At 68.7% G+C, this 1,154-nt stretch carries 1 protein-coding gene; it reads left to right on the forward strand.

What is annotated here, in order from left to right:
* Positions 1 to 60: 60 nt before the first annotated feature.
* Positions 61 to 1,154 (forward strand): condensation domain-containing protein (locus tag ABTZ94_RS37640; RefSeq protein WP_351207984.1); only part of this gene is annotated, 1,094 nt, incomplete at its 3' end.

Here is a 1,154-nt window from a genome sequence, read left to right on the forward strand (position 1 = left end):
GCGTGCGGGGTTGTGGCGGGGCGGGCTCCGTCGTCGGTGCAGGAGGAGATCCTGTGTGCGGTGTTCGCTGAGGTGTTGGGTGTGCCGCGGGTCGGAGTGGATGACAACTTCTTCGAGCTGGGTGGGCATTCGCTGCTGGCGGTGTCGTTGGTGGAGCGGTTGCGGGCTCGTGGTGTGCCGGTGAGTGTGCGGGCGTTGTTCGCTTCGCCGACGGTGGCTGGTCTTGCGGCGGCGTCGGTGGGGCGTGATGCGGTGGTCGTGCCGGAGAACCTGATTCCGGCCGGTGCTGAGGTGATCACGCCGCAGATGCTGCCGTTGGTGGAGCTGACCGCTGACGAGATCGGGCGGATTACGGCGCAGGTTGCGGGCGGTGCGGCGAACATCGCCGACATCTACCCGCTGGCGCCACTGCAGGAGGGGCTGTTCTTCCACCACCTGGTCGGCGCGGAGGACGGTGTTGACGTCTACCTCCAGCAGACGGTCCTGCGGTTCGATTCCCGTGAGCGACTGGACCAGTTCCTGCACGCGCTCCGGGCGGTGGTGGACCGTCACGACATCCTGCGTACGGGCTTCGCGTGGGACGGCCTGCGTGAGCCGGTGCAAGTGGTGGTCCGCCATGCCGAGATACCGGTGAACGAGGTCGACCTCGATGCCACCGATCCCACCGACGCCATCGATTCCACTGAGGCCGAACGGGACGCGGTGCAGCGGCTGCTCGCCGCGTGCGCGCCGTCCATGGACATCGGCTGCGCCCCGCTCCTGCGGGCCACCGTCGCAGCGGAACCCGGCAGAGGCGAGTGGCTGATGGCGCTCCAGAACCACCACCTCGTCCTCGATCACACCACCATCGATGTGCTACTGGAAGAGGTCTGCGCGCTGCTCGCCGGGGAGGAAGAGAGCCTGCCGGCGCCGGTGCCGTTCCGGGAGTTCGTCGCGCAGGCACGGCTGGGCGTCTCCCGCGAGGAGCACGAGCGGTTCTTCGGCGAGCTGCTCAGCGGCATCGCCGAGCCGACAGCGCCGTACGACCTTTTCGACCTGCACGGAGACGGTGTCGGCATCGTCGAGTCGGCGGTCGCCCTGGATGCGGGGCTTGCCGTCCGGCTTCGGGAGCAGGCGCGCCGTCTGGGTGTGAGCCCGGCGACGTTGTTCCATGT

This window comes from Streptomyces sp. NPDC002785 (assembly GCF_040295565.1).
In the GTDB taxonomy this organism is placed as follows: Bacteria; Actinomycetota; Actinomycetes; order Streptomycetales; family Streptomycetaceae; genus Streptomyces.